Here is a 17835-nt window from a genome sequence, read left to right on the forward strand (position 1 = left end):
AAACTGCATGTCATTTGAGTTATGAGAACAAGACATAAAAACATATTGACCTTGCTGGCGGCCATGCTGCTGGCGGTAGGACTGTACTCGTGTACCGAGGACCCGTTGTTCGAGGAGCGTGCCCGCGTGGCAGAGGGGCTTCCCGCACGTGTAATGCTGGACTTCCGGTCCGAGAAGAGCTGCGTGGAGACCCGTGCCGCGCAGGACGCTACCTACGAGAACCGTGTGAACAACCTCTACGTGTTCATCTTCAACCCCGCCGGGGAGGTGCATTACCGCAATTTCTTTACTGACGACATCAGCTATAACGGAGACTACAGCAAAGGTTCCGTCATGATAGAGACCACCTCTCTGAACAAGGTACAGATAGTCTGCATCGCCAATCTATCTACTGAATCCGTAAGTTCCGGCTATGATGTCAAAAAATCGGACATGGAGTCTATAACATCGCGGTCAGACCTCGAAGCCTTCGTAATGAAGATGGACGAGCATACCGTGGAACGCTCCACGCAGTTCATGATGACAGGCTATGCTTACGATGATAAAAATTCCACGAGCAACCTTGTCAACATTCCCGGTACGGAAAGCGGTCCCGCCTCGCTGGAGTGTACGCTGCGGCCCGAGCGGACGGACGCGAGGGTGGAGTTCGTGGTGAAAACCGAGAAACCCTCCGATAAGAACTGGACGGCACTTGACTTCCGTCCGCGCGGCTGGCGGGTGGTGAACGTGCCGGCCCAGTCGTTGCTGCTGCCCCACGGGACAGGCGATGCCGATGGTGACGGTTGCACCTACTTCACAACCGAGGAGATGCCTTTCGAGACTACCGAGCGGGATGACAATTACCTCTACACTTCCGGTGGCTTCGTGTTCTACATGCCGGAAAACCGCAAGACTCCCAAACAGGCCATCTCCGGCGAAGGGCTTAGCGCTGCGGAACAGTACGCCCTACGCGAGGAACGCGAACACAAAAACACGGGCGACTATACGGACAAACCCGGTCAGCAGTTCGAGAACGGCGACTTTGCCTACGCCCCCGCCAACGCCACCTACGTGGAAATGTCCGGCACACTGTCCTATAAGGATGACAAAGGCAATACCGTCAATGCCGACGTGACCTTCACCGTACATCTGGGCTACGCCGACGGCAACCCCAACGACTACGACACCCGCCGCAATACCCGCTACATCTACACCGTCACCCTGCGTGGTATCAACGATATACGGCTTGAAGTGGAGTCCGATGGGGAGGAGAACGAACAGAGGCCCGGCTACGAAGGCAACGTGATATTCAGTCAAGATGGGCTGTACGAGCTGGATGCACACTACGACCGCGAGCTCATTACGATAAACCGAAGCATGGTTCCAACCATGACATGGGGCGTGCAGACAGCTTTCGACAAGGCCATCTATGCGGGCGGTTTCGGCGAAACGGACAGTCCGGAAAGTACAGGTATCCATGACTACAAGTGGATCAAGTTCGCCATCAACGAGGACTATGGCCAAGACGACGAGCTGTTCGTGAAATACCCCGGTGACCAGAACTACAAGGGCGGAAAGAACCAACCTTCGGGGTATGACGGACATGCGGGCCATTCTGACGCCCGCCTACTCGACGTACACCAGTTGCTGCAACGCCTGAAGCAGGAGTACGAGGAAGGAAAGACCACCGGTACGGTTACCGTTACCGCTTTCATCGACGAGTACGTGTACGTGCGCGAGCCGGATGACCCCAATACAGACGAGGACAATACCCCGCTTTTGTCGCAGTGGCGCCGATACGTGGAGGCCGAAGACCGCCTGCTCTATTTTATCAACGGAGACAACTCGCATTACAGTCCCGATGGCGCGTCGAGCGTGGTGGAAGCCATACAGACTTTCAAGCAGAAGTCCATACGCACGGTGTACAACGTGAAAAAGAGCGAGAATGAATTGTCCACCGCATGGGGGCTTGAAAGCCGCATGGAGGGCACGCGTTGGAAGGAAGGTGACGTGAGAAACAGTACTTCCTCCAGCAACGGCCGGCTCAATACCATACGTTGTATTCTGGGCGAAAACTATGTATCCAACAGATCCCTGCATTGGACGGAGGTGCTCAACCCCTCCGAGCACTACGGTCTGACCGATGACCACCAAGACGCCCTGCACGCTGTGCTGTTGCGTAACCGCGACCTGAACGGCGACAACATCGTGCAGCCTAACGAAATACGCTGGTATCTGGCCGCCATCGACCAGCTCGTGGATCTCTATATCGGCGAATATGCGCTGGACGACGCTTCGCGCCTCTATCCCCAAAATCCCGCGGACAGGGATTACCAGACCTATTGGCACTATACCAGTAGTTCCGCTGACGGCGACCATTCGTGGGTGTTGTGGGCAGAAGAATGTGCCGCATTGGGTAACTACGACGGCTCGCACAACACCGTGGGCGGACAATATGCCTACCGTTGCATACGCAACCTCGGTATCGGTCTTGACGATCCGAATGTTGAACCCACACCACTCATTCCCAAAGTGACACAGGCCGAACCCGACGGTACCTACCTGATTGATGTCTCCAACCTTAGCGAGAAGGCACGCCGCCTAAGCTATGAAGCCAGTTCGTTGCCCACGCATAATGACCTGTCGCCTTATAACCGACCGTATGCCAAGTTCCGGGTAGCGGCAAATGACGCAGACTATCCTACACCGAGCATAGATGTGGATGCACTAAATCGTTGGAGTTGGGAAGGCGTTCAGGATTGGAGATGGTATCAGACCGCTTCTATTACACCGAGCGGCTATCGCGTGCCCAACTTGCGCGAGCTGCTTATCATGGGTACCCGCTTACCCGATGACGCATGGCAAACGTATGAGGGTCGATGGCTTCTTTACAGACATGAGAGCAAAGCCATGTACATGACCTATACCAGCTTCAGCCGCGGAACTTATGACGGAGACGGCTCCATTTCAGGCAAGAACGGCGGTTTCCGTTTCAATGCCCAAGACCACTCCAACGGTGCGACCAGTTCAGATGCCGACGGCGGGTATGTACGCGGCGTGAAAGACGAACAATAACATAGTAAGCCAGTCGATAAAAGAAACGGCTCCGTTCCTATCATCGGGACAGAACCGTTTCTTTTATCTTGTATCTCGATTTCGAGTTAACGGAAGAAGACAGAAAGGCAATTCGCCGTCTGGACACCGGCAAGTTGAAAGTGGACCACAACAACCCTGTACTGGCAAAGTTCCTTTTGGATTACGACAAGAATTTCAATCCGGACAACTGATACGGTCTGCTTAAAGAATCCGGGATACAGCACATAACAAATAAAGAGAGTACCGATATTTATCATCGGTACTCTCTTGCTTTCTACCTGTTTACGGACGAACATTCGTTTTCTTCACATTTGCCGAAGAACAGTTCCACCCTTGTATGTCGGTTGGCTTCCGTGGGGGCGTAATCGGAAATGCCACCTTCGCCGGTCTTGGTCATCCTGTCGGGCGACAAACCCCGCTTGTTCAGCTCCGAGGCGATATAGTCGGCTCTCGAAGCACTCAAGGCATTGTTGATACCAATTGTTCCGGTCGCACTATCGGCCGCTCCCGTGACTTTAACTTTCAGACCGTATTTCTTTGCCACCCGTGCCAGTTCGTCGAGATTGACCAATTGGGAGGGGTCTGTCAGGTGCGACGTGCCGAGTTCGAAGAAAAAGAAGATGGGAGCACCGATGCATTCCCGTCCGGACTGCATCCGAACGGCATAGTCTGCCAAAGTGCTGTCGGGAAGATTCTCGAACTGTCCTGTTCCGAGACCAGGCACGCTATCCGGCCAGTGCTGCAGGCTGTCTGCCCGGCCATTCCCATTCGGGGCTTGTCCTTCCAATGGTGATTTTCCGTTCCAATGCTTGTTCTTCAACCTTGCCCGCAGGGAGTTCAGCCCGCTGTAATTGTTCCTCGGATAACCTTTGCGCTCGATAGCATCGTCATCATCGAAGAAATGGCTGTACGTGTCGAGCAATCCTTCGATTTCCAGTATCTTCTTCAGCTCGGCCAGCGTCCGGCTATCCTTGTCATGCTGTCCCGCGTAGCGGCTGTTCTGTTCCGACAGTACATTGATATAATCGACGAGCTGCCGATCGCGGCGGATATAGGGGCTTGGGTCTATGGCCCGTTTCCAGCCGACCTTGCCGATATGGAAAGAGAATCCGGCAGTGAGTGAAAGCATGTGGTCGCCTAACCGATTCGCCTTGCCATACCCGTCGAAGTCTTGGAAGGTGGTCGTACCGGAGAGTTCCATGAGGGCGCTTACCCTTTTGGAAATGCGATACTGCCCTTGTATGCCGTAGGAGATTGCAAACGGGTTATGCCCGTTGGTCGCATGGTGCAGCAGTCCGATACCCGCAAAGGGTGCCAGATGCCAGCGCACCAGTTTCTGCCGGACATAGCTACCGCCAAGCACATTCCACAGCAGATCCGCATGGAGATAATGGTACTCCTGCACGGCCAGCGTGCCGTCCTTGAACTGCAACCCGTTGTAATTTATGCGTGCACCTACCCACGGGGTAAACCACTTGCCGAGGGCAAGGCTGTACGAGGGTTTCAACCTCCCGAACAGGTCTTCGCAACCGAGCGGCGTGCCGAGAAAGGCTGTCGCACCTCCGGCGATACTGACAAACCAATTGCCGTTTCCCCGTGCCGGAACGACCACTCCGTCAAGGTATAAGGGCTGTAACGGCTGCAGCAGTTCTGTGTCATCGTAACGGTACGTGCGGTGTACAGTATCCCTTTCCGTAGGTTGTACATCCGCACGGGCTTGCAGCGAACAAAGCGCCGCAATAATGAAAATGATATTTTTCGTCATATTCTTATATCCTTAATTTGTTGTTTATCTGATTCTTTATTATAAACCTTGCCATTCAACGCTTGGGCTTCTTGCCGATGGAAGGGCGCATCATGCGGCTCGCCATCCTCATGCAGCGAAGCGCCCATGCCCGGTTGTCCTCGTCTTCATCACGTCCCCATTTGAGGTCGCTTCCGCCACCTCCTCCGCCACGTGTTTCGGCAAACGTAGTGGCATCATCGACCATACCGAGAAAGAGCATCGTGGCGCAGCGCATGACTTCCGCTCCCCGTTCCGCCACGGAACGCACGAGTGTGTCGTCGAAAAGTTGCCGTTCGGAAGGCTTCATCCGCGCCGACAGTTCCCTCCACTCATCGACCATATTTTCCAGCATGACGTCCTTGAGTAGGCTGTCCACTTTGGAGTGGACATCACGGGAGTATTCGTAGGCTTCCTCCTTGAGCTGTTCCGTGCGTTCCTCAATGGCATCCATGTTTGCCTTGAGGTCGGAAAGCTGTCGGTCGGCGGTTTGTAGCTTCTCCTGTTTGTCTGCCAGTTTCCCTTGGATAGCAGTCAGCTCTTTTTCGAGCTTTTCTTTCTCGGCAGATAGGGTCAAAGCATCACCTTTCCGGGTATCCATATCATTTTCGAGTGCCGACAATTGAGCCTCTTTTTCGCTCTTCTCCCTTTTCAAGTTTTCCACCATCGAGGTCAAACCTTTGACTCTGCGCTCTGCCAGCCGAATGTCCGAATGGAGGGCGGACAGGACTTCCTGATGTCGGCCAATCTGTTGCTCAATGGTGGTACATTCTTCCGAGAGCATACGGCGGTATTCTTCCGTCGTCCTGTGCCGTGCGCCGGTCTCGGCGACGCTCCGGCCTCTCTCCATTCCCCACTTCGTGTTGACCTCGGCGAAAAAGTCCGTATGGAGCTGTTTCATCCTCGCGCTATATTCGAACTTGTCCTTTCCGGCGAATATCTCCTTGTACGCAAACCTCCCGTCTTTGATTGGCAGAAGCGTACAATGCACGTGCGGATTTAATTCGTCGAGGTGTACAATGAAGGCGGCTATATTCTGCTCGCCGTATCTGCCGCAAACGAATGCATAGACATCCTTCGCCCAACGTTCGATGTCGCTCTTCCTTTTGATGCGGGTATTGTCCGCACCTTTTTCAAAATCCACCTTCTGCGTGCCGAAAGCGAGTTCGTGCATCCGCTTCCGCGAACCGCCGAAAATGATGTTTACCACCGTGCGGTATTTCGGTTCAACCAATCCCTCGTTGGGGTCTTTGATCCCGCGACGGCCCAATATGTCCGCTATCCGTTCCGGGATATTGCGGCTCGTGTCGATGGGGCGAACCTTGCCTCCGGGCACAATCTCGAAGTTCAGATGTTTGCGGGTGGGGTCGTAGTTGCCCTTGCTCATGGCGTACTTCTCCGCCTCTTCGCTGCGATTACGCAGGTGTTCGTTGCCTTGGGCGGCGGTGATCCCTTTCGATACCTGAACATCGAGAACCTGTTTTGCATTTGCCATACTGTTTTCGTGTTGTTTCGGACAATTCCCCGTGTCCCAGCTTGCTGCTTGCTTGGACACTTCTCCCTGCGACGTCAGTCAGCAGGGGTATTAGGCTCCCCCTTCCCTTTGTTCAGTGGCAGACGGGCAAGCCCGGATGCCTGCTATAACTGGAAGGATATTTGAACCTGAACTGGGGAGAATTGCCCGTGGTTATACAATCTCTGTCCGCGAATCCCCGTTCAGCTTTCCTCCTGCGCCTTCGCCAGAAGCGATAAAAAGGGTTTGCGAAGCGATTCAAGGCGTTCCGTCTCTTCGTCCGTACCGAAGCCTGTCCCGTCCGGTTTTCCGTCGATAACAAGCTCTGCAAGCTCTTTCGAGGCCTCGATGAACGCCGCCCATTCCCCGCTGAGGTCGAGCCGGAAGAACTGCACGAGCGGCGAGCCGTCGTCGAACCTCGATTTACGCAGAACCCGCCAGAGGGCGGCATGGGCAATACATTCCAAGACGGTCTCACACAGCTGTTCTTCCGACCGGACGGTCTGTGCCGATGCCGTGTCGGAATGACTGTCCGGATAGATACGACTGTCCCGTCCGGCTATCTCCGTCAAGGTCTGGCGCATGATTTGTCCACATGATTTACCCACATCGAAAGAGGTTGCTTTGCCGATTATCCAGTCGTACAATGCTTCCTGTATTCTTGTGGCAAAGTCCGCTTCTTCCCGTCCGCTGTCCGGCATGGCAGGCGTGCCGGTCCGCAGGGGCATGGTAATGACGACGCTTTTTGCCAGCCGGATGCGTTCTAACTGTCCGAGCGCTTCGAGCGTGTCCAGAAACGAGCGGACAGTAGCCCGATGCCAATGCCACTCCGATGCAAGGTCGGAAACGGTTACATGGCACTGGCAGGGAGAGAGGTCGTAGTCCTGCCTTCTTAAAAACGGGGAGACGAAACCTGCCAGCGATTTATCCAACAAATCGCAGTAGGCTTCCGTTCTCGTTTTCCGCTCGCCGACTTTTTCTTTCAGGTAGTCGAACACTTCCACGTTCGCCAGTATGGCGGCGGGCGCTTCATTTCTATTTCTCATTTTCATTCTGTTTTTGATGATTCATAATGTGCGGATAGTTTCAGGTTGCCATTATCCGCATTATCGTGGCAGCCTCGCGTGATGATACTATGATAACTGTCGGCTAATGCTCCGGGACATTCCAGCCATTCGAGGAATTTGCGTATGTCTGTCTTTTCGGACATGACCCTTGCCGACGGGTAGAACAGGGCAGCCAAAAGAACAAAGGCGATTGTTACGGCCATCGTGTACAGATGCGGCACGAAGCCGATGACCAATGCCAAGAGCGCAAACCAGACGAAACGTTTCGGCCGGTCGAGCAAGCCGCGCATCCATCGGTCCGCCCGCCTGAAAGAGGCCCATGCGGCACACACGATGGTAGATGGCACGATACCGAACTCGCCGGGGTGTCCACTCGTATAGACATAATGAAACAAGAGTAATACGATAAGCAGCACATGGGCGTACAGCCTGCGGGCCTTTTCGCTCCACACCATTTTATCGTAGAATCTTGCCATGAAGCAACGCCTGCTTCTGTACAACAGTGCCGGAAGGACGACAGGCATTGCAAGAAATACGAATTGTAATATAATCCAGGTCATAACAGGTAATAGGGTTTTGAAGGTATATGAACGGGCCGTACCACGAGTTCCAATCGGACAATCCCGTGGGTGGCCAAGCGGATAATGTTCTCGGTGTCTTCGGCTGTCAGGGACGACGCGCCTTTCTTCATCCGGGATTTGAATGTGCCGTTCTGCTTACGATATGTAGCCAGTGCCGTGTCCAGATCATGCTCCGGAATCGTCCACGTCATGCCCTTTTCGTATGGACCATGCGGTTTGTAGGCCCGCAGTACCAGCGTGCGGGTCACAAGGAAGTCGGTCCGGGTGTTTCTCGAAATGACGTGTTCCTTGTAGAGGTTGTCATCGGCCACTTCTATCCACGTGCGGTACGTGTCGATACAGAAAACCATTTGGCGGTATATCGTGTTTCGCATAGGGGTTGTTTTACATGAAATCCAACAACACGTCTTCCTGATTCTTTTTGTACTTGAAGCTGCCGTTCCCGGCGTGGAGTTTCAGATCGAGACACAGGTCGCCGTACATCAGCTCCAACGAATCGTAAATGGTCGCGATGATACGGTTTACCTTGCCGTCCGCGTCTGTCCGGGCGTTCATCTTGAACATCTGCCCGAAAGCGGGATTGGAGTAGGCACAGGTGCTATGACCGGATTTCTCCAGTCCGACCGGCACATGGTGGTAGAGTGTAATCAGCTCCATGTCGTCCTCGAATATGTCCATGACCTCCTCCAGATCATAGGGGTCCCGCAGCGGGAATGTGAGCAGAACATAGTCACCGTAGAACTGCGGCTCCTCCATCGTTGCCACATTGAGAAGCTGCGGCATTTGCAGGGGTACGAACGACATGAAGTCATCCAGAAAGTGTCGTAACATAATCATATATCGTTTATTTTGTGAATAGGCTTTTACAACGAGGCGATGAATATCTCCATGAGCATACCGGGCAGTTCGTCCAACCGGTCGCCCTCCGACGGCAGGATTCTGCGCAGTTTCTCGAATGCGGCGGGTGTTTCTGCGGCCATCCTGTAAAGGGTTTCCTTATCTTCCGGGGACAATAGCGTCATGCAGAGGCCGTCCAAGGAAGCGTAGGGCTGTAGAATCATCCAGACATAGGCTTGTGCCTGTTCGGGCGTTACGACCTTTCCACGGCGTATGTTGTCAAGACAGGCACGCACGTTCTGGATCAGCCGACGGTCGGTACGTAAGGCCATGTATATCGTGGCGTCCTTGTAAGTGATTTCCTTGCGCCCAGCGGCGAAAAACACCTCGGAGCAGCATTTCTCTGTGTCACGGGTGATGTCGGCCATATTCGCTTCGCCAAGCTCGTGCAACCCGGACAGGAAAGCTCGAAAAGCGGCATCCTCCCTTTCGATGAATTTTTTGAGGTCGCCGTTCCCATGTATTCCATTGTTCAGGGTTTCGGCAAGCACGTTACGATATGCTGACAGAATTTGCTCCTTGTTACCCCGACAGGCCGGACGTTTATCCAATTCTGCGAAAAACGGACGGATTTCTTCGGCGGAACGATGCAGTTCCACGTCTCCGGTATAGGAAGAGAAACGTTCTTTCAGAATCAGCACTTCTTTATAGGTGCGAGGTTTCGACATCGCCAGCCGAGAAAGTTCCGCACGGACGGAATCGTGCAGCAGAATGCACTCTTCACGTATGTCGGAATGTGCCCGATAGGTCGTGTCCCGGCGCATGGTTGCGGTCACGGAATCTTTCAAGGTCTGCCACTTCCCGATATACGCGGTCAAATCCTCAAAGGAAAGTTCTTTTTGCCCGCGTGTTTCGGACAGATACTCCCGATACAGACCGGCTGGAGTAGGTTGGGCTTCAACCAGTGATTTGACGTTCGAACCGTCGCACGATGTAAGTGTGAAAATGGCAATCGGAACGGCAGAAAGTCCAGCAATCGATAGTACAATTTTTAAGTATTGATTTTTACAATTCATAGTTCATTTTGTATTTTACAGCACAAATCTAAGTATTCTTTTCAAGATGACAAGCGCCGAAAATCGTTTTATAAACCATTTTTAACATTGCACTTAATAGTTTGATTTTCAATGAAAATAAGTGAAAGAAACGAAGGACACAGAAAGCCCTTCATATCATTTTCGTTCAAAGTATGGTTTAGTTTAAAATAAAACTCTTATATTTGTACTTATTCTTATAGAAGTGCACAATGATATGGCAAAAGTAGGTTACATATTCAAGGCGGATCGTTACGACGGATTCGAGGCTGATAAAGAGTGGATGCAGAAATACGGTTGTGTACAAGTGATAGAGGAACTTGTCGAAAACGAGGCTCTGCGCCCCAGATGGAAACAGCTTGTAGCGAATCTCGAAAGAGGTGACGAGATTGTCGTGGCCAAATTCAGCAACGCTCTCCGTGGGTCGCGCGAATTGTCCGCGTTTATTGAGTTGTGCCGAATCAAAGTGGTGCGTATCATTTCCATCCATGACCGGATCGACTCGCGGGGAAAACTGTTCCCCGAAACGACGGCAGCCGATGTACTGGATATGTTCGGGGCGCTACCCGAAGAGGTGGCGGTATTGCGGTATTCGTCCGCACATGTCATGAATCTGCAACAGAAAGCGAAGGTCCCGAGAAAAACGATGAAGGCGATGGATAAGGCCGACCGGGAGAATACCATCGTTGATATGTATGTCAACGGTCATTCTTTCGAGGACATCATGGCGGTAAGCGGGTACAACAGCCGGAGTTCGGTGTTCAGTGTGCTCAACCGGCACGGGGTAAAGCTCAATAGGGGAAAATTCAAAGGACCGTTGGGCAAGCGTAAGCCGAAAGATGGGCAATGAGCTTTCGTATTAGCCGGATTGAAATGGATTTTTTTGAGAATCAGGGCTATATGTTTTCTGTTCTCGTTGATTTTTAGTATCTTTATATTAACTTTAAGTAGTATAGAATATGGGAGAACTTATCGTTTTTATAGTGGTTTTCTATGTTATCGGAAAGATTCTGAAAGCTATATTCGGTGGTTTCAGCAAGAGTGATTACCATCATGACCGATAAATGGTGATCGGGTGTTTGCCTGCCTTGACTACAGGATACGGATTTGTATGTTTTTTATGTTTCTCTCCTTTTATCGGGGCTTTCCGATTGTCTGGTTCGTGCCGAAGGAACACCGTGAGATAAAGGTGGATTATCGTTTTCCGTAACATTATCAGGCTGGCAATCCAGACGACAAAGAGATATGTTATTATCTTTGCAACGGATTTTATAATAAAACAGTCTGACAAAAGCAGATATTATTGCCCGGATCGCACAGGAGACCGGAATAGAAAAGTCGGTAGCGACAACTGTAGTGGAGGCATTCATGGAGAGTGTCAGGGAGTCGATGATTGCCGGGAACGAGGTGTTCCTGCGAGGATTCGGAAGTTTCATCATCAAACAAAGGGCAGAGAAAAAGGCTCGTAACATTTCAAAGAATACGACCATCGTGATTCCGGCTCACTCTGTTCCTGCGTTCAAGCCTGCAAAGACATTCTTAGATGCGGTAAAAGAGGGAAAATAAAGAAAGTATAAACGGTTTTCTTCATAGTGTTTCGGGAGACCGTTGACAATGGTTATACAGGATAACACGATACCGCGACTGTCTTTTGCGGACGGTTGCGGTATTTGTTTTGCCGTATGCTATAAAAAAGGAAGTGGCACAAAGAGCCGCCGATGAAAGCCGACTCTTTGTGTTCCCTTGCTTAATCCGTCACCTCGTAATAATAACTTAACTCGTCATCTTTCAGGTTCTCTACCGCATATTGACCTGCCTGTTCCCAAAGGGTATTGTAAAGTGTCGCAAATTCCGGTTTCGTTTCATAATACTGCCAGATTTTATGATTGAGTACCAATATCAGTTCCGTGAGGTATTTATAGTTATTTTTCCATTCCTCGAAAGCACGTTTGAAAGTGTCTTGTATAGCTGACAGACCGAATCGGTCCGCTATTGAGAAGTCCTCCCAAAAAGTTGTCTGTAACTCGTAACCGTTTTCTCGCATAAATTCTCTAAATGTCATACGCTTTAAATTTTAAGTTTGAACTATTTTTTGTTTTTCCCTTTGGTACAATCTCGTACCGAGAGGCTGGTTATTTTTCTGCCACAGGATTGACGGTCAGTCCAGACAAGGAGGCAACGGGAAATACGCTCTCCAACGAAGTCGGAGAGGAAGATTTTCCGGTTGCAAGCGCCAGCGGTCCTTGCCGGGACTGGCAGCCGGCAATCGAACTTTGCAGAAAAAATAAGCGGGCTTTCGGCATGGAGTGTGTCTGGGGAACGGCTGTAAGGAGTAAAATGGGGAAGCTAAGGTGTTATAAGAGGATTGCTTTCCGGTTGGTTAGCCGGAGTACAATGGGGTACGGAATACGCTTCGATAAAAGGGAAAGAGTCATGAAGATATAAAAGGGTAATTCCGGCAAAAGGATTCAGGACACATCCATTGCCAATGTATCCCGAACCCGTACCTGTCATTATCTGTACCGAATGTTTAGGAGACCCACTCGTAACCTTCGTCCGTCAGTTCAAAATATTCGTCCATTCCCGGTTTCACAAAAAACATGAGATAAAAAAGGAACGAAGCTGATTATAAAAGGTGATGGTTCTGTATTTCAGTCATTCAATAAAGGATACCGCAACCACCTCTGGCGGGTGCGTTGCGGTATTTTGCGGGCAGCATTTTTATGCGGCCTTGTCCGGCTTGCGCTGCCTTGTTTTCCAGCCGTACACGGCGGCTACATACGGATAGAGGGAACGTGTTCTCCGGCGGAAGCCTTCTTCGTCGATTTCACGGTTGTAAATCTTATCGGCGATACGTTCCGCTTCGTCACGGCCTTTGGCGATACGGTATAAGGTATAGTTCGTACCGTCATGATGGTCCATCCGTCCGCGAATGTTGTAGCCGTCGCCGTACCATTCTGCATCGTCGCACTGGGATTTCAAAATATCGGCAATGGTGCTGCCCAATATTTGATAGCCTCGTCTCCGGCCGTTCCATAATCCCAAGTTGCCGAACACGACAATAATGCCGTCCACTTCTTTATTCAGATTGCTTCGTTCGTCGTCCAGCCGGCAATATACTTCTTCTGCCCATTCTTCATCGCTGACCTCGTAACTGTCATCGTCCAATATTTCCCGCTGGGAATTTTGATATTCTTCTTTTGCCGTTTCGTCCAACAGGTCATAGCTTGACCAAATCATCTGTTTCATACATTTTGAATTTTAAGTTTGACTTTCGTTTTTATCCCTGCTTTCGGAGGGTTTCCCTCGTCCGGCGGGATTTGATTTACGTGCGGGCCACAAGGCGGACAGAAGGGAAATAAGGCAAGGAGGAAGCGGATAGTCCCGTGGACGATTTCATTTGTGTTGAACAAGTATTGACGAGCTTGCGAGTTGATGGTTGTTAACGACAAATGAAGCCGCGCCTTGCCGATTCCCGACCGCCTTAACTTTGCACGGGAAAATCAATGGACGGCGGCGGACTCTTCGTGTGGAGTATGAAGGAGTATAAAAGTGTGGACGTTCCGGAACGGTAACGAGTAAAACAAAAGCGGCTTTCAAGCCGCTTTGTCCGGATAAGGCAGGAATTACTTCTTGCCTTTTTCCTGCTTCTTTACCGGTTCCGCAGGAGCTTCCTCCTCTTTCTCGACAGCGGGATAGAACTTGACGGCGACCGTTACGATGCGGTTGTGCAGCACGCCGTCTTTGTCGGTCCACTCTTCGGGCTTGAAGTAGCCCTCCACGGTAAGCAGCGTGCCCTTGGTGAGCTGGTCGAACGACCCGGTATTCTCGTTCTTGCGCCACGCTTCAATGTTCATGAAAGCGGATATGCGCTTGGTTTCTTCGCCGTTCTTCTCCTGACGGGCTACTGCCAGCGGGAAACGTGCGACACTTGTGGTGGTGAACTGACGGACTTCGGCATCTTTTGCCACGAATCCGGTTACTGCGAAATTGTTCTCGATCTTTTTCATTGCGATTGCTTTTTGAAGTTAATAAATCAGTTTTACGGTGCATAAAAAGTAGGTGCAGTAAAGGGCTGCACCAAGGATAGCGCATAAATACTCTTTATTTTGGAGGCGAAGCCCCAAACCGCAGGCCCGATAAAGGAAGATTTGTGCGATACGCCATTGGTCAAGACCACCAGGTCGCGCCCGTCTGCATACTAACTTTGCAACGAAAAACGATATGGCGACTTCAAATAGAAAGCGGTCGCGAAAAAGTCGAGGCGAAACAATCCGCAGCGGATTCGGAGACATGAAAGACCTGTCCGTCCACTGACACAAGACCGCTCCCGTTCCGGCAGGTGGGCGGGAAGAACATCTGGCAAGAAAGCGTATCGGTTGTTTGGGGTTGAAGCGGCAAGAACGATATACCGTTTATACAACCATGTACGCTGCATAGTGGAAAGGGGGCCCAAACGAAGAGCCGACAAAAGATGTATGCAGCGTATTGATGTCGCTGTCTCTATCCGGCAAGAGAAATGAGGGAAAGAAGAGGAAAAGGAAAAAGGGCTGAAGTCTGTCTTGAAACAAAGCGGAGGAACCGCCTTCGCACGAACGGACGTTTTCTACAAAAGGATATAGCCTGCCAAAAGGTATAAAAGGTTATTTCCGAAGGAAACGGTATGGATGTCTGTTACGGAGATAAAAAAGGGATTCCCGCCGGTGTGTACCTGTTTAGCCGGTATAAGCGGGCTGAAACCGATGCTACGTTCAGCCCGCTTGCTTTTACCTCTTTTCTGTTTCGGTCTGCAATTCCACCGGTTCATCATCCCATGTCAGCTCCTTACCGAGTAGTTTGTAAACAGACCCCTTGGGGAGTTCTATCTCGATTGATACGTACCCTTGCTCGCTCTCGACGTACACTTTTTCCGAGTACTCCCAATGCCCGCACCAGCCTCGAACGGGCTTTCCGGGCATTATCCATTCTGTTCCGTCTTTATTTACTGCTAACCATGCCATAAAATCACATTTTTAGTCTGTTCCTTAGTTGTAATTTTATTCTTCTTGAGCTATCATTTTCTTGCTGTATTCTAAAATCTCATCCATCGTAAGCCATTCTGGTTTTTCGTCCTCTTTGAAACTCTCATGCAGTTTTATCATAAATTCAATTTGCAATTTTTCGTCGCCAGCCCATAAGGATTTCGGGTGTCTGTTACCGTAATTAAGGTAATACTCGCAATCTGACCGTAAGCGGTCTAACAGTTGGTATCTGAAAACCGAATCCTTGTGTATTACTTCGTCTGCCGTTACTCGTCCATTTGAATTTGTTACATCGTTTGCCATAATCTATAAAATTTTGAGTTTTCTTTTTTCCCTCTTGTAGCACCAGCTACTTTCGGGCCTGATTTAATTATGTCGCCTCGAAAGGTGTCATGGCTCTTTATGCAAGGTTTCACGATTAAATACTACCCGTGCGGAGCGAAGGGTGGAGATTTTGTCGTGAACCGTCAGTCTTTGACCTTGCATACAAGAATGACATGACAAGTACCTTTGCGACACAATTCATATCAGGCAGCCCGAAAGCGACGTGCGAACACAGGGAAAAGAAGGTCTCTTGCAAAAGGTTCGATAGCTTATATAAAAGGGTTGCAGCGAAAAGAAAATATAAATGGGCCTCCGGGTTGTATAAGAATTTTAATTATGAGGATAAAAAAGGTATTGCGCCGGCATGTCTGCCGAGAGAAAAAGAAACGGGCTGAAACTGGCAGTTCCGGTTTAGCCCGCAAAAGTACATCGGAGGTCTCTTGCCCGTTCCCGTCAGAAATGGGCTACCATAATCCGATTTTTGAAAATTCTGTTTTTATCACTCGGTCGCCGTTGGTTTATCCAGATATGGTGTGCTCCGTATCCGAATATAAAATACTCATCGAGTGAGGTCTCGTTCTTCAAACGTTCCATACTTGCACGAAGTTCGGTTTCGTCAGTTGCAAAAAGAATCGTGTTCATGATTCGGAAATAGATTTCTTCCGCTTCATCGCTATAGCGGCAAAAGACGTGTTCGATTGTTACGTTCATGGTTCTATTGGTTTGATTGAGGTGTTTTAGGTACATTGGTCATTATTGATTCTCCGTCTTCGTTGAAAATCTCTATTGTCGGGTTGCCGTCGTTTTCTTCGGGGAGCATAGATTCCGATGTATCGGTCAATGCTTGCCACTCTTCATAGCAAAGACGGTTGTCAATGATGTTCGACACGTCCTCACAGTTCCATGAGCGGACGATTGCCTCGGCTTCTTCGTAACTATTTGCTTTTACACTGAAATAATCCCGTTCCCAACTTGTAACCTTACGGTCTTGATAAAATTTGTATTCTCCCATATCCTTGTTGTTTAACTGTTTACTTCTACAATATCCTCGATTCTGCCGTACAGTATCGAGCGTAACGCTGTTTTGTCAATCGCATAATACTCGTGAATGCTTCCGTGCTGTTTGACGAAATACCGTTTGAGAACGTCGGAAAAATCAAAATGATAACCGCTCAAGGCAATTCCACGTTTGAAATAGATGCTTTCCCACACGTTACGGGTAATCCAGTTCTTTTCTTCCCGGTTTAACTTGCCTCCGTTGTTCAGGTGTACCCGCAATTTGTAAACCTTGCTGTCCTGTAATGTCGCCAGTTCGGGAATATCCCATTTGACGAATTTTGTTGCTATCTGTGTCATACGTTTGCTATCGTTTAATCATGGATAATCACTTCATCACGGTATTCTGAAATTTCCTTGCCGCTTTCAAGGCGGACAACTATGGTGTTACCATAGTTGCCCACGATTGTACCTTCCGTGTAACCTTTGTATGGATTGAGCAGTGTGCAAGACAAACCGATAATATCGCTGTCTTCTTCGTATTCGTACATAGTGAATGCGTTTTTAGGTTACAGCTTAATGTCCCACTTGCCTTGCGAGAATATCCGAAAGCTCACGTATTCGTCCTCTAACTCGTATGTCAGTATGCGGATATAGATTTTATCTTTGGCTTCCAAAGAAGCTACCAGTTCGTCGATTTCTTTTTCTGGGTATTCCCAACGGGAAGAAAATTCTGCATCTACAGTGTCGCCATACCGATTGACAAAACCGTTGAAATTATCGTCCAGAAATGCCTCTATTTTATCGAGGTCTTGCTTGTTTTCCGTACTTGCGTGAAAAATGTTTGTTGCATAGTTCGCCATAATCTTAAATTTTGAGTTTTCTTTTTTCCCTCTTGTAGCATCAGCTACTTTCGGGCTTGATTTAATTATGTCGCTTCAAAAGGTGACATGGCTCTTTATGCAGGGTTTCACAACCAAATACTACCTCCGCAAAGCGGAGCGTGGAGATTTTGTCGTGAACCGTCAGGCTGTGACCTTGCATACAAGAAAGACATGTCAAGTACCTTTGCGACACAATTCATATCAGACAGCCCGAAAGCGGATGTGCGAATACAGGGAAGAGAAGATCTCGTGTAAAAGGTTGATGGTTTATAAAAAGGGAGTTGCAGCGAAAAGAAAAATATGCCGTGGAATCTTTTTTTCTTTTGGCTGCACAATGGGACCAGAGTGTTTTACGAAGTTCGGGAAAAGGTTTAGTTTAGTCCATTAGCCTATATATATGCTAAATCAAAGTAAACTATATTTAGGCAGACAAATTTGCCTGCCTATAAGTTTTTCCTTATCTTTGTATGAATTAAAGAAGGCTTGCTTTTCTTTTGGCTGCAATGGTTCTTGGAAGTTCAAATACAACCGTCGGACGAGGAAAAAAATTCTGGTAGGAAGCTGGTTCAAGAAGTCCCGATTATAAGTAAGTGCAAGGAAAGAAACAGAGTGAAAACAAAAAATCGGGAAATGCCTTTAATTAGCAATTTTGTTTCTTAT

At 49.6% G+C, this 17835-nt stretch carries 20 protein-coding genes; 3 read left to right on the forward strand and 17 right to left on the reverse strand.

Going from position 1 to position 17835, the window contains the following annotated elements; all coding sequences use genetic code 11:
- Positions 1 to 21: 21 nt before the first annotated feature.
- Positions 22 to 3054: a fimbrial protein gene (locus CI959_RS00910; RefSeq protein WP_224200308.1), complete on the forward strand. Its 3033-nt coding sequence runs from the start codon at positions 22 to 24 to the stop codon at positions 3052 to 3054.
- A gap of 295 nt (positions 3055 to 3349) precedes the next feature.
- Here CI959_RS00910 and CI959_RS00920 read toward each other — a convergent pair whose 3' ends face one another.
- The 7 genes from CI959_RS00920 to CI959_RS00955 all read right to left on the reverse strand — a co-directional run bounded on the left by CI959_RS00920 (position 3350) and on the right by CI959_RS00955 (position 9932).
- Positions 3350 to 4840, reverse strand: a complete 1491-nt coding sequence (locus CI959_RS00920) for an OmpA family protein (protein WP_004289485.1) — start codon at positions 4838 to 4840, stop codon at positions 3350 to 3352.
- A gap of 55 nt (positions 4841 to 4895) precedes the next feature.
- Entirely contained in the window at positions 4896 to 6353 is a 1458-nt protein-coding gene (gene mobV / locus CI959_RS00925; RefSeq protein WP_004289486.1) for a MobV family relaxase, read from the reverse strand.
- Positions 6354 to 6574: 221 nt separating this feature from the next.
- Positions 6575 to 7417, reverse strand: a complete 843-nt coding sequence (locus tag CI959_RS00935; protein WP_005777197.1) for a hypothetical protein — start codon at positions 7415 to 7417, stop codon at positions 6575 to 6577.
- Between the two features lie 2 nt (positions 7418 to 7419).
- A complete protein-coding gene (locus tag CI959_RS00940) occupies positions 7420 to 7998 on the reverse strand; it encodes a hypothetical protein (protein WP_005777186.1) in 579 nt (192 codons plus the stop codon).
- On the reverse strand, positions 7995 to 8393 hold the full coding sequence (locus CI959_RS00945) for a hypothetical protein (RefSeq protein WP_005777184.1): 399 nt from the start codon (positions 8391 to 8393) through the stop codon (positions 7995 to 7997). The genes CI959_RS00940 and CI959_RS00945 overlap by 4 nt, the downstream gene beginning before the upstream one ends.
- A gap of 10 nt (positions 8394 to 8403) precedes the next feature.
- Positions 8404 to 8856: a hypothetical protein gene (locus CI959_RS00950; protein WP_004289490.1), complete on the reverse strand. Its 453-nt coding sequence runs from the start codon at positions 8854 to 8856 to the stop codon at positions 8404 to 8406.
- A 26-nt stretch (positions 8857 to 8882) separates the two neighbouring features.
- The gene (locus CI959_RS00955; RefSeq protein ID WP_004289491.1) at positions 8883 to 9932 is read right to left on the reverse strand and encodes a hypothetical protein; all 1050 of its coding nucleotides are present in this window, start codon (positions 9930 to 9932) and stop codon (positions 8883 to 8885) included.
- Positions 9933 to 10167: 235 nt separating this feature from the next.
- Between CI959_RS00955 and CI959_RS00960 the strand changes: the two genes are divergently transcribed.
- Positions 10168 to 10800: a recombinase family protein gene (locus CI959_RS00960; RefSeq protein WP_004289492.1), complete on the forward strand. Its 633-nt coding sequence runs from the start codon at positions 10168 to 10170 to the stop codon at positions 10798 to 10800.
- A 434-nt stretch (positions 10801 to 11234) separates the two neighbouring features.
- Positions 11235 to 11516, forward strand: coding sequence for an HU family DNA-binding protein (locus tag CI959_RS00965; RefSeq protein ID WP_005777181.1), 282 nt, complete (start codon positions 11235 to 11237; stop codon positions 11514 to 11516).
- 181 nt (positions 11517 to 11697) lie between these two features.
- On the opposite strand, the gene CI959_RS00970 is transcribed toward CI959_RS00965, so the two are convergent.
- From CI959_RS00970 to CI959_RS01030, 10 genes are all read right to left on the reverse strand, one after another.
- On the reverse strand, positions 11698 to 12012 hold the full coding sequence (locus tag CI959_RS00970) for a hypothetical protein (protein ID WP_004289495.1): 315 nt from the start codon (positions 12010 to 12012) through the stop codon (positions 11698 to 11700).
- A gap of 659 nt (positions 12013 to 12671) precedes the next feature.
- Positions 12672 to 13199, reverse strand: coding sequence for a hypothetical protein (locus CI959_RS00980; RefSeq protein WP_004289498.1), 528 nt, complete (start codon positions 13197 to 13199; stop codon positions 12672 to 12674).
- A gap of 377 nt (positions 13200 to 13576) precedes the next feature.
- Complete coding sequence (locus tag CI959_RS00990) at positions 13577 to 13960, reverse strand: single-stranded DNA-binding protein (RefSeq protein ID WP_004289499.1); 384 nt, start codon at positions 13958 to 13960, stop codon at positions 13577 to 13579.
- Between the two features lie 756 nt (positions 13961 to 14716).
- Positions 14717 to 14950: a hypothetical protein gene (locus tag CI959_RS00995; protein ID WP_004289500.1), complete on the reverse strand. Its 234-nt coding sequence runs from the start codon at positions 14948 to 14950 to the stop codon at positions 14717 to 14719.
- Positions 14951 to 14986: 36 nt separating this feature from the next.
- The gene (locus CI959_RS01000) at positions 14987 to 15274 is read right to left on the reverse strand and encodes an LPD11 domain-containing protein (protein ID WP_004289501.1); all 288 of its coding nucleotides are present in this window, start codon (positions 15272 to 15274) and stop codon (positions 14987 to 14989) included.
- Between the two features lie 474 nt (positions 15275 to 15748).
- Positions 15749 to 16006 (reverse strand): hypothetical protein, encoded by a 258-nt coding sequence (locus tag CI959_RS01010; protein ID WP_004289503.1) that lies wholly within the window; start codon positions 16004 to 16006, stop codon positions 15749 to 15751.
- A gap of 4 nt (positions 16007 to 16010) precedes the next feature.
- Positions 16011 to 16307: a hypothetical protein gene (locus CI959_RS01015; RefSeq protein WP_004289504.1), complete on the reverse strand. Its 297-nt coding sequence runs from the start codon at positions 16305 to 16307 to the stop codon at positions 16011 to 16013.
- 11 nt (positions 16308 to 16318) lie between these two features.
- Positions 16319 to 16651, reverse strand: a complete 333-nt coding sequence (locus CI959_RS01020; RefSeq protein WP_005777168.1) for a hypothetical protein — start codon at positions 16649 to 16651, stop codon at positions 16319 to 16321.
- A gap of 14 nt (positions 16652 to 16665) precedes the next feature.
- On the reverse strand, positions 16666 to 16842 hold the full coding sequence (locus CI959_RS01025; RefSeq protein ID WP_004289506.1) for a hypothetical protein: 177 nt from the start codon (positions 16840 to 16842) through the stop codon (positions 16666 to 16668).
- An 18-nt stretch (positions 16843 to 16860) separates the two neighbouring features.
- A complete protein-coding gene (locus tag CI959_RS01030) occupies positions 16861 to 17154 on the reverse strand; it encodes a hypothetical protein (protein ID WP_004289507.1) in 294 nt (97 codons plus the stop codon).
- Between the last annotated feature and the right edge of the window lie 681 nt (positions 17155 to 17835).

The sequence above is a fragment of the Parabacteroides sp. AT13 genome (assembly GCF_002272965.1).
Taxonomy (GTDB): Bacteria; Bacteroidota; Bacteroidia; order Bacteroidales; family Tannerellaceae; genus Parabacteroides; species Parabacteroides distasonis.

Excerpts from the sequence above, each read along its gene's own strand:
- CI959_RS00910 (WP_224200308.1), top strand. The coding sequence starts at position 22 with ATGAGAACAAGACATAAAAACATATTGACCTTGCTGGCGGCCATGCTG.
- CI959_RS00920 (WP_004289485.1), bottom strand. The coding sequence starts at position 4,840 with ATGACGAAAAATATCATTTTCATTATTGCGGCGCTTTGTTCGCTGCAA.
- mobV (WP_004289486.1), bottom strand. The coding sequence starts at position 6,353 with ATGGCAAATGCAAAACAGGTTCTCGATGTTCAGGTATCGAAAGGGATC.
- CI959_RS00935 (WP_005777197.1), bottom strand. The coding sequence starts at position 7,417 with ATGAGAAATAGAAATGAAGCGCCCGCCGCCATACTGGCGAACGTGGAA.
- CI959_RS00940 (WP_005777186.1), bottom strand. The coding sequence starts at position 7,998 with ATGACCTGGATTATATTACAATTCGTATTTCTTGCAATGCCTGTCGTC.
- CI959_RS00945 (WP_005777184.1), bottom strand. The coding sequence starts at position 8,393 with ATGCGAAACACGATATACCGCCAAATGGTTTTCTGTATCGACACGTAC.
- CI959_RS00950 (WP_004289490.1), bottom strand. The coding sequence starts at position 8,856 with ATGATTATGTTACGACACTTTCTGGATGACTTCATGTCGTTCGTACCC.
- CI959_RS00955 (WP_004289491.1), bottom strand. The coding sequence starts at position 9,932 with ATGAATTGTAAAAATCAATACTTAAAAATTGTACTATCGATTGCTGGA.
- CI959_RS00960 (WP_004289492.1), top strand. The coding sequence starts at position 10,168 with ATGGCAAAAGTAGGTTACATATTCAAGGCGGATCGTTACGACGGATTC.
- CI959_RS00970 (WP_004289495.1), bottom strand. The coding sequence starts at position 12,012 with ATGACATTTAGAGAATTTATGCGAGAAAACGGTTACGAGTTACAGACA.
- CI959_RS00980 (WP_004289498.1), bottom strand. The coding sequence starts at position 13,199 with ATGAAACAGATGATTTGGTCAAGCTATGACCTGTTGGACGAAACGGCA.
- CI959_RS00990 (WP_004289499.1), bottom strand. The coding sequence starts at position 13,960 with ATGAAAAAGATCGAGAACAATTTCGCAGTAACCGGATTCGTGGCAAAA.
- CI959_RS00995 (WP_004289500.1), bottom strand. The coding sequence starts at position 14,950 with ATGGCATGGTTAGCAGTAAATAAAGACGGAACAGAATGGATAATGCCC.
- CI959_RS01000 (WP_004289501.1), bottom strand. The coding sequence starts at position 15,274 with ATGGCAAACGATGTAACAAATTCAAATGGACGAGTAACGGCAGACGAA.
- CI959_RS01010 (WP_004289503.1), bottom strand. The coding sequence starts at position 16,006 with ATGAACGTAACAATCGAACACGTCTTTTGCCGCTATAGCGATGAAGCG.
- CI959_RS01015 (WP_004289504.1), bottom strand. The coding sequence starts at position 16,307 with ATGGGAGAATACAAATTTTATCAAGACCGTAAGGTTACAAGTTGGGAA.
- CI959_RS01020 (WP_005777168.1), bottom strand. The coding sequence starts at position 16,651 with ATGACACAGATAGCAACAAAATTCGTCAAATGGGATATTCCCGAACTG.
- CI959_RS01025 (WP_004289506.1), bottom strand. The coding sequence starts at position 16,842 with ATGTACGAATACGAAGAAGACAGCGATATTATCGGTTTGTCTTGCACA.
- CI959_RS01030 (WP_004289507.1), bottom strand. The coding sequence starts at position 17,154 with ATGGCGAACTATGCAACAAACATTTTTCACGCAAGTACGGAAAACAAG.